This is a genomic window from Mycoplasma leonicaptivi ATCC 49890 (assembly GCF_000622205.1).
GTDB classification, from domain to species: Bacteria; Bacillota_I; Bacilli_A; order Mycoplasmatales; family Metamycoplasmataceae; genus Mycoplasmopsis; species Mycoplasmopsis leonicaptivi.
The window spans coordinates 1-10002 of record NZ_JHWE01000034.1 but is presented as its reverse complement, the minus strand read 5'-3'; the positions used below and the strand labels follow the sequence as shown (position 1 = coordinate 10002).

Annotated in this window: 12 protein-coding genes; 11 read left to right on the top strand and 1 reads right to left on the bottom strand. The window is 24.4% G+C overall.

Translation table 4 applies throughout. From position 1 onward, the window contains the following. Positions 1-579: 579 nt before the first annotated feature. The 10 genes from rplU (at position 580) to dnaK (ending at position 9222) form a co-directional block, all read left to right on the top strand. A complete protein-coding gene (gene rplU / locus BU00_RS0102420) occupies positions 580-879 on the top strand; it encodes a 50S ribosomal protein L21 (protein WP_027121344.1) in 300 nt (99 codons plus the stop codon). A gap of 8 nt (positions 880-887) precedes the next feature. Continuing rightward, positions 888-1157, top strand: coding sequence for a 50S ribosomal protein L27 (gene rpmA, locus BU00_RS0102415; protein WP_027121343.1), 270 nt, complete (start codon positions 888-890; stop codon positions 1155-1157). A gap of 60 nt (positions 1158-1217) precedes the next feature. Continuing rightward, positions 1218-3275: an Mbov_0121 family peptidase domain-containing ABC transporter gene (locus BU00_RS0102410; RefSeq protein ID WP_027121342.1), complete on the top strand. Its 2058-nt coding sequence runs from the start codon at positions 1218-1220 to the stop codon at positions 3273-3275. Further along, entirely contained in the window at positions 3259-3669 is a 411-nt protein-coding gene (locus tag BU00_RS0102405; protein ID WP_027121341.1) for an MAG1140 family protein, read from the top strand. The genes BU00_RS0102410 and BU00_RS0102405 overlap by 17 nt, the downstream gene beginning before the upstream one ends. 22 nt (positions 3670-3691) lie before the next feature. Next, positions 3692-4168: an rRNA maturation RNase YbeY gene (ybeY, locus tag BU00_RS0102400; protein WP_211246797.1), complete on the top strand. Its 477-nt coding sequence runs from the start codon at positions 3692-3694 to the stop codon at positions 4166-4168. A gap of 1 nt (position 4169) precedes the next feature. Continuing rightward, positions 4170-4550 carry a cytidine deaminase gene (cdd, locus tag BU00_RS0102395; RefSeq protein WP_027121339.1) on the top strand — a complete coding sequence of 127 codons (381 nt, stop codon included), beginning with the start codon at positions 4170-4172 and terminating at the stop codon, positions 4548-4550. Positions 4551-4561: 11 nt separating this feature from the next. Continuing rightward, positions 4562-5440: a GTPase Era gene (era, locus tag BU00_RS0102390; RefSeq protein ID WP_027121338.1), complete on the top strand. Its 879-nt coding sequence runs from the start codon at positions 4562-4564 to the stop codon at positions 5438-5440. Positions 5441-5499: 59 nt separating this feature from the next. Then, positions 5500-6525: a heat-inducible transcriptional repressor HrcA gene (gene hrcA / locus BU00_RS0102385; RefSeq protein WP_027121337.1), complete on the top strand. Its 1026-nt coding sequence runs from the start codon at positions 5500-5502 to the stop codon at positions 6523-6525. Then, a complete protein-coding gene (grpE, locus tag BU00_RS0102380; RefSeq protein WP_027121336.1) occupies positions 6509-7330 on the top strand; it encodes a nucleotide exchange factor GrpE in 822 nt (273 codons plus the stop codon). Before hrcA ends, grpE begins: the two co-directional genes overlap by 17 nt. Positions 7331-7425: 95 nt before the next feature. Further along, a complete protein-coding gene (gene dnaK, locus BU00_RS0102375; RefSeq protein WP_027121335.1) occupies positions 7426-9222 on the top strand; it encodes a molecular chaperone DnaK in 1797 nt (598 codons plus the stop codon). 43 nt (positions 9223-9265) lie between these two features. Here dnaK and rpsT read toward each other — a convergent pair whose 3' ends face one another. Next, positions 9266-9526 (bottom strand): 30S ribosomal protein S20, encoded by a 261-nt coding sequence (gene rpsT, locus BU00_RS0102370; protein WP_027121334.1) that lies wholly within the window; start codon positions 9524-9526, stop codon positions 9266-9268. Positions 9527-9745: 219 nt separating this feature from the next. On the opposite strand from rpsT, the gene BU00_RS05065 reads away from it, so the two are divergent. Further along, on the top strand, positions 9746-10002 hold a 257-nt coding region (locus tag BU00_RS05065; RefSeq protein WP_036458988.1), incomplete at its 3' end, for a hypothetical protein.

The following is a 10002-nucleotide window of genomic DNA, read 5'->3' as shown; positions in this document are numbered from 1 at the left end:
TCATCATCGCTAGTTTTTAGAACTCTTCCTACTGCAACTTTTGTTTCTTTATAATACTTTTTTTCTTTTATGTACTCTCTTTTTGTGACAACTTGAACATATCAAGCTTTTTTTCTTTTACTTATTTTTGCGCCAGTTGGTATTAAAACTTTTTTAAATTTTTCTATCATAAAATGTCCTTTTTTTATTAGTATAAGTATTATACTAAATTATTTTAAAAAACAAAATAAAAAAATATTTTTTTTATAAATTTTTGGTAAAAAACGCACTTTTAAAAAGTAAAAGTGCGTTAGTATAATAAATTACTGAAAGTTTAAATAAACAAGCAAAAACTTGAAAAACTACAAAATATTAAAACAACATTATTACAAAAAATATTTGTTTAAAATATACAAAAAATTAATTAAAAAATACAAATAAATTTAAATTACAAAAGGCACAAAAGTAGGTAAAATCTTTTTCATAAAAATACCATTAATGATATAATAGCAATGTTACTCTTTATGTAACCGTTCTAAAAAGGTTTTAAAAGCGATTAACATCCACCTTAAAGACGAGCCACAAAACGGAGGTAAATGCATGATAGCAATTATCGTAACAGGTGGGAAACAACTTTTAGTTAGAGAAGGACAAACAATTTATATTGAAAAAATCGAAGGTGAAGCAGGTCAAGAAGTTAAATTTGATCAGGTTTTACTTGCAGGTTCAAAAGTTGGTAGTCCTTTAGTTAAAAATGCAGTCGTAACAGGTATCATTGAAAAACAAGGAAAAGCAAAAAAAATCGTTGTTTATCGTCACAATGCAAAATCAACACATAAAAGAAAATTAGGACACCGTCAACCATATACACGTGTTAAAATTACAGCGGTAAAAGGATAATCTAAGAAATGGCAAAGACAAAAGCAGGTGGGTCTACCAGAAATGGTCGTGATTCACATTCAAAACGTTTAGGTGCTAAATTAGGTGACGGTCAATTTGCAACAGCAGGATCAATTATCTACAGACAACGTGGAACAAAGATTCATGCTGGTACAAATGTAAGACGTGGTGGTGATGATACATTATACATGACTATTGATGGTTATGTAAAATACGAAAGCAAACACAACAGAAAGTATGTTTCTGCATATCCTGAAAGAAAACAAATTTCAAAATAAGTAAAAGGAAAGAAAATTTCCTTTTTTTATTTTCTTTTTTATATTTTTTAATATAAAAATATGGAATACTTAAAACAAGAAAGTGATAAGGATTGTGGTGTGTATGTTTTACAGCACTATCTTAAAAATTATGAACATATCAATTTAACAATTTCAGATATTAAAAATAATTTAAATTATTCAAAAGATGGAGTACCCATTAGTGATTTAAATACATTTGTTGAAAAATATAATTTAACTTTAAATATTTATAATTGTGATATTTATGAAATTATAAAACTAAATAATGAATATTTACCTTTTGGAGCAATTGTTAATTTTCAAGGAAATCAACACATTGTTTTAGTTTTAAACAAAGATGCAAAAATCATTGAATATTATGATCCAGCAGTAGGTTATAAGAAAAAAGAATCTATAAATTCTTTTGAAAACATATATCAAGGTATGATTGTTGTGTTTGAAAAAATTGATAGCAATCAAGAAATAAAAGAAGAATATCCTTTAAAAACAACATCTAAAAACAATACTATTCTAGGTTTTGTTTCAAAATATTCATTGATAATTTTTCTTATTTTATTGCTTGAATTTTTGATAAATCTAACACTACCTTTTGTTAATAAACATATTTTTCACAAAATTATTCCATATGAATTAAACAATGAACTTTGATTAATAGTTTTGTCTTTAACTTCATTAGTTTTGCTGAGTTTAATTTTTCAATTTATAGTAAAAAATATTTTAGAAAAAGTTATCAACAGTTTTATATATAACTTTTATAAACAAAAATTATTTGAATTACAAACAAATTTATTTAAACTAAAATTAATGTATTCAGATTCAGAACTTAAAGCAAAATTACAACAAATTTATGAATTTTATAACTTTAAAATATCTTTTATACCTAATATAACAATTAATATGATTTCAGTAATTTTAAGTTTAATACTGTTTTATACAACAAATATTTTATTATTGCTTATTGTTTTTTGTATTGGTATATTTTCAGTTATATTAAGTTATATAAATCAATTTTTATATAAAAAATATTATAAAGAAATAATTTATAAAAATATAGAACTTGATCAATATTTATCAACATTTTTGCAAGTAGAAAAGTATTCCAAAGATTATTTATTAAAAAATAGATTTTTTAATAAATATGTTCAAAAACATCAAGATTTTATGACTAAAAAAGAAGATTATGTTATAAAGCATTCGTACATTAATTTTTTTGAACAAATCATAAGTTATATAAGTCCACTAATAATTTTATTTGTAGGAACAATACAAATATGGAACAAAGAAATTACATTGTTTGATTTAATATTTTTTATAACTTCAATTTCTTTATTTATTAATCCGTTTAAATCTGTTCCAAAAATGATTGAAAATTATCAAAAATACAAAATAAATTCTGACTTATTGTATATTTTTCAACCATTAAAAAACGAAATTAAATGAGAAGAAAATAATGTTGATATAAATAAAATTAAAAAAATACAATTGTCATATGTTTCATTTTCTTACTCTAGAAATGAAAATGAAAAAATTATAAATATACCTAGATTAATATTTGAAGGTAAAACAAAATTAATTGGTAATAATGGTTCTGGCAAAACAACAGTATGTTCTATTTTAAGTGGAGAATATAAACCTGATAAAGGTGATATTTTTATCAACAATAATATTTATTCAATATATAACTCAAATATTGTTAAGTCTAAAATTTTAAATTTAAATAATAACTATTTAAATTTAAACATATCAATAAAAGAATATTTAAATATTTATGATGAAGAACAATTTAAAAGAATATTTAATAAATTTAAACTACAAAAAGTATTTAATAAAATGAATTTATCTTTTGATATGAATAAAAAGATAAATTCATTATCACTTGGTCAACAATCCTTAATTAAATTATTAAAGATTCTTATAAATGATTATGATGTTTATATTTTTGATGAAATATTTGAAAATCTTAATAGTCTTGTGTCAAAATATTTTATCGCTCTTTTTAAGTATATGTTAATGGATAAATTAGTTATTGAAGTTAGTCACCAAAATAATTATATCTTTGAAAAAGGAATAGAGGTTAGTCTTGACAAAAATTATTAAAACTAACTTTGTTATATTTATTTTTATATTAATTTTATTGTCTTTTATTGCATACATAGTTTATTTTTCAATTAACTTTGAAATATCAAAATTTAAAGATGTAGTTATTTTAAAATATGAGGATAAATTAACTGTTAAAAACATAAATATAGAAGAAATAGAAAAAAACAATTATATTTTTTATACTAATGATAGCGATTTATATAAAAGTAATTTCGATATTACAATTAACACAATAAATAATGATGAAATTTATATAGAGTCTAAGGATTTGAATAATCTTTTTGATCAAGAAAATAGATTGTATATTAATGGTTATATTATTTTGGAGCAAAAAACAATACTAACAATAATTAAAGATTTCCTTAAAAATAAACTGTATTTACAACTATAAAATAATATATTATAATTTTATTATGAAATCATTTGAGGTCGAACTAAACATTGAAAATACAGTCAAACAAGCAATTATTTTTAAGACAGAAATGAGAACAATTTTAAATAATTTTTTAAACTTTTTTGATTATAAAAATGACAAAAAAATTATTTTAGATGTATCTATTGTTTCTAAATATAAAATAAGAAAACTTAACAAATTATATAGAAACAAGGATAAAGTAACAGATATTTTATCTTTTGATTTTGGTCAAGATGATATATATGATAAATTACCTATAAAACATATTGGTGAACTGGTAATATGTTGAGATAAAATTGAAACACAATCTAGAAAATTTAATCATTCTTTAAAAAGAGAGTTTTGTTACTTATTCACACACGGATTGGTGCATTTACAAGGGTTTGACCATGAAGAAGAAGAAGAAAGAAAAATAATGAACAAAATGGTTGATGATATTTTTGAACCATTAAATATTAAAAGACAAGAAGGTTAAAATGAACATAGAAAAACTCAGAAATTTATTAAAAAAAGCTTATGCTCCATATTCAAATTTTCAAGTAGCTGCTATTGCTATTGATGATCAAAATAGAGAATGACTTGGTGTTAATGTTGAAAATGCTGCATATCCATCTGGTTTATGCGCAGAAAGAAGTGCTTTATTTGGTTCAGTAGCATATGGTGAAACAGTAGGTAAAATAAAAGAAATACATATTATTTCTAAAAAAGAAGGAATTATCAGTCCATGTGCAGGTTGTCGTCAAGTTATGACTGAATTTATGCCATTAGATGGTTTAGTTTATCAATATACTAATGATGGTAAAAATGTAAGAGTAAACACTGTTAAAGAACTTGTTCCATTTTCAATACATGAATAGGATATTAAATAGTGAAAATTTGTTTTGTTAGCATTTTAGGTAGACCAAATGTGGGTAAAAGCAGCCTGTTAAATGCAATAGTAGAATATGATGTATCAATTGTTACAGATACAGCACAAACAACAAGAGATCAAATAACTGGTATTTATACAGATGAAGATACACAATTAATTTTTGTTGATACACCGGGTATACACAAACCAGAAAATGCTCTTGGTGAAGTCTTAAATAAAAATGCTTATGATTCTTTAAAGGAAATTGATGTTGTACTATTTTTATCACCAGCAGATGAAAAAATAGGTTCAGGAGATAAATCAATATTAAAAAAAATTAAAGATATTGAAAATAAAATTGCAGTTATTTCTAAAATTGATAAAATAAAAAATAATCCTGAATTACTTCAAAATAAAATTTCAGAATTAAGTGCATATAATTTTAAACATATTGTTTCAACAACTGTTAATAATGATAAATCAATTATTTCTTTAATTGATTTAATTAAATCTTTTGCATATGAAGGACAAGCACAATATGACCCAGAGTACATTACAGATAAAAGTATGCGTTTTATTGCAAAAGAAATTATCCGGGAATCTGCTATAAATCAATTGTATGATGAATTACCTCATTCAATTGCTGTTGAGGTGAATACATTCGATGAAAGTGATCCAGAACATCTAGTTATTGAAGCTTTTATTTACGTAAAAAAAGATTCACAAAAAGGAATGGTTATTGGGAAAAATGCTTCAAAAATTAAAGTAATCGGACAAACAGCAAGACTTAAAATTTCTCATCAATTTGGAATTAAAACAACACTTCACTTAAAGGTGAAAGTTGCCAAAAAATGGAATGATAATATAGAAACATTAAATAAACTAGGTTATAAATAAAATTAGCAATTAAAAAATTATATTGCTAATTTTATTTATTTTTGTGGTAAAATTTTGTTATGCAATATAAGAAATTAGAAGCAAAATATGAAGAGATATTAAAATATACTGTTCAAGAATTTATTAAAGAAGCAACACCTCTTAGTAGTTCGCATCTTATTAATAAATATAATATAAATTATTCAAGTGCCAAACTTAGGTATTTAATGAACAATCTTGAAGAAATGGGTTATTTAGAAAAAGCACACTCTTCAAGTGGAAGAAAACCTACTACAAAAGGACTTGAATATTACGCTAAATTTTTAAGTGTTTCTTTTGAGGAAGAACTTTTTAAAAAATTAGAAAAAGTTTTAAAAAATAAAGAACAAGAAATTGATAAAACAGTGGATAAAGCAGCAGAATTAATTTCTGAAATGACTGGTTTAACATTAGTAACTCATAAATATTCAAATAATGAGGTTTTAAAAAGCATTGATATGGTTGAAATATCAAAAAATATGGCAACAATAATATTGGTTGTTTCAACTGGTGAAGTGTATTCAAAAATTTTAACATTTGATGATTCTACAATTAAAATTAATGATTTAAGAATAGCAATAAAAATATTTAAAGATAGATTAATTGATGTAGAACTTATCAATTTATCAAAACATATTCTTTTGCTAAAAGACCTTTTAGCAAAAGAAATTAAGAATTATCAAGATATCATCAATTCATTTGTTAAACAAGTATTTGAAAAAGTTGTTAAGAATACATCAAAAAACAAGGTTTATGGTAAGAATAACATCATTTTAAGTGATGGTTTAAATAGAGAATCACTTAGTAATATGATTAACTTAATTGAAAATCACTCTATTTGAGAAAAAATAGAAAGCGAAACAAATGAAGATGAAAAAATTAAAATATCTATTATTGATAATGGTTCGTTTATGAGTAAAAGAATAGAAAATAACAATAGTATTACAGAATTAGCAGTTGTTGGACCAAGTGCTTCTGATTATGATGCTATGAAAACAGCTCTAAAAGTTTTAGAAAAGTTTTTTATGAATAGTTTCAAGGAGAAAAAAAATGAAGAAAATAATTAAGGAAAATGATATTTTAAAAGGAAACTTTAAAGTTTTTTATCAAAATCAAGAAATTAAAGAATACACACAAACAACAGAAATAACAATAGGTAAATCAGAATATTTCATACCATTTGATGATTATTTTATTGGAAAAAAATATTCACATAATTTTAAATTTGATTATGTAATTACAAATAGTTCAAATAAAGAATTAGAAAATCAAAAAGTAACAGTAGAAATAACAAATGCTGAAATCGTTCCTTTTTATCCGCAAATTAATAATGAATCCGCTGATTTAAAGAAAACAATTGAAAAATTAGAAATAGAACTTGCAAAAAAAGAAGTTGAAATACTAAAATTAAATAATGACTTTAAAGAAAAAGCAAAAGAGTTTTCAAAAAAAGCACAAGATCAAATTAATTTGGAATTAACAAGTATTAAAGAAAGATTTCAAAAAGAAAAACAAGATATTAAAAATTATGCTTTACAATCATTTTTTGAAGAATTTTCAATACCATTTAATAATTTTAATATGGCAGTAAAAGCTGGGGAAAATTCTCAATCAAGTGAAGTAAAAAATTATTGTTTTGGTTTTAATATTGTATCTAAACAATTTGAAGAATTATTAAATAGTTTTGGTTGTGAATTAATAACACCTGATTTAAATACTGAATTTGATTCTCAAACACAACAAGTTGTTGATATTATAGATGATAATGAAAAAGATAATGTTATCAACAAAGTTGTAAGAAGTGGGATAAAATTAAATGGAAGAGTAATAGTACCAGCGTCAGTAATTATTTATAAAAAAATTAGCAATTAATATTGTTGATTGCTAAAAATGTGTTATAATATTATTAAGTTATCACAAAATAAGTGAAACTTAACCTTTAAAAATAAATTATAAGGAGTATTAAAATGGCAAAAGAAATTATATTAGGAATCGACTTAGGAACAACAAACTCAGTTGTTTCTATTATAGAAGGAAAAAATCCAGTTGTATTAGAAAATCCAAATGGTAAAAGAACAACACCATCAGTAGTTAGTTTTAAAAATGGTGAAATAAGAGTTGGAGATGTTGCAAAACGTGAAGTTGAAACAAATCCAAATACAGTTGTTTCAGTTAAAAGATTAATGGGAACAAGCAAAACAGTTAATGTAAATAACAAAGAATACAAACCAGAAGAAATTTCAGCAATGATTCTTTCATATATGAAAGAATATGCAGAAACAAAATTAGGTAAAAAAGTTTCTAAAGCAGTTATTACTGTACCAGCATATTTTGATAATGCACAACGTGAAGCAACAAAAATAGCAGGTAAAATTGCAGGTTTAGATGTTTTAAGAATTATTAACGAACCAACAGCAGCAGCTCTTGCTTTTGGTTTAGAAAAAACAGATAAATCAATGAAAGTTTTAGTTTATGACCTTGGTGGTGGTACTTTTGACGTTTCAGTTCTTGATTTAGAAGATGGGACATTTGAAGTTATGTCTACAAGTGGTGATAACCATTTAGGTGGAGATGATTGAGATAATGAAATTGTAAAATGAATGGAAAAACAAATTTTATCTAAATATAAATATGATGCTTCAAAAGATAAAATGGCTAAAAACAGATTAAAAGAAGCAGCAGAAAAAGCTAAAATTGATCTTTCAAGTCAATCAGTAGCAACAATTAATTTACCTTTCTTAGCTGTAACAGCAGAAGGTCCAGTTAATGTTGAATTAGAATTAAAACGTTCAGAATTTGAATCTATGACAGCACACTTATTAGATAGAACAAGAAAACCTATTGAAGATGCATTAAAAGAGGCAGGAGTTACAGCAGCTGATTTACATGAAGTTTTATTAGTTGGTGGTTCTACAAGAATGCCAGCAGTTCAAGATATGGTAGAAAGAACACTTGGAAAAGCACCAAACCGTTCAATTAACCCTGATGAAGTTGTTTCAATTGGTGCAGCAATTCAAGGTGCTGTTTTAGCGGGTGATATTGACGATATTCTTTTATTAGATGTTACACCTTTAACATTAGGGATTGAAACAATGGGTGGTGTTGCAACACCTTTAATAGCAAGAAACACAACAATTCCTGTAACAAAAAGTCAAATTTTCTCAACAGCAGCAGATAATCAGTCAGAAGTTACAATTAGAGTTGTTCAAGGTGAAAGACAAATGGCTTCAGATAATAATACATTAGGTCAATTTAATTTAGGGGGTATTGAACCGGCTCCACGTGGTGTTCCTCAAATTGAAGTAAGTTTTACAATTGACGTTAATGGTATAACAACAGTTAAGGCAAAAGACTTAAAAACAAACAAAGATGCTACAATTACTATTTCAAATGCTTCAAAACTTTCAGAAGAAGAAATTCAAAGAATGATAAAAGAAGCAGAAGCAAATAAAGAAGCTGACGCAAAACGTAAAGAAGAAGCTGAAACATTAGTTAGAGCTGAAAGTTTAATTGACCAAATTAAGAAAGCAAATGAAGAGCAAGGAGACAAACTTGATCCAAAAGCTAAAGAAGAATCTGAAAAAATGGTAAAAGAACTCCAGGATTTAATTGATAAAAAAGATATTCCTGCTTTAAAAACAAAACTTGATGAAATAGAAAATATGATGCGTAATTTTGCAAACTATGCAGCTCAACAAAATGCTACAAAACAAGAAGATAAAGACAATTCAAACGAAGAAACTGCAACAGTTGTTGAAGAATAAAAAAAGAAAAATCCAATATTTTAAATATTGGATTTTTTAATAATTATTTAGATTTGTTAACAAATTCATCTAAACGTGAGTGTTTTCTTGCGCCTTTATTTTGGTGGAAAACACCTTTTGAAACTGCTTTAGCAATAACTTTGTGAGCAGCAGCAACTAATACTGCAGCATTTTCTTGTTTTGCAACAACAGCTTCTCTTGCTTTACGGATTGCTGTCTTAACACGAGACTTCATAGCAGCGTTTTTAACACGAGCAGCTTCCATTTTAGCAATACTTTTTATTTTAGATTTAATATTAGCCATATTAACCTCCCTTTTTCTTAAATGAAAAATCTTTAATATTTTAATATATTTTTATAAAAATACAATAATCTTTTTTGTTGTGTTAATAAAAAAATCATAAATATGTTAAAACCTGCATCGTGACTTTTAAAATAACAAAATCTCCCTTTTAATTTTAAACTTTCAGTAAATTTTATACTAAATAAAAAAAATTAAGAAATTTTTTCGTTTATAGATATTATGAAACTATATAATTCATCAGAAGAAATATTCAAATTTTTGAGTATTTCTTTTTGTTTTGCAGTTAGAGAATTTTTTCTTATATATTTTTCATCAAATTTTGAAACCTCAATTTTTGATAATTCATCTATTATTGAATTAAATGTTAAACTTGATTTATTTTTTAATAAATCAGAACAATGAAACTTAATAAAACTTTTAACTATGGAAGCAATGAAAGTTATAAAGGTTTTACTTTCTAAAACACCATCAGTATA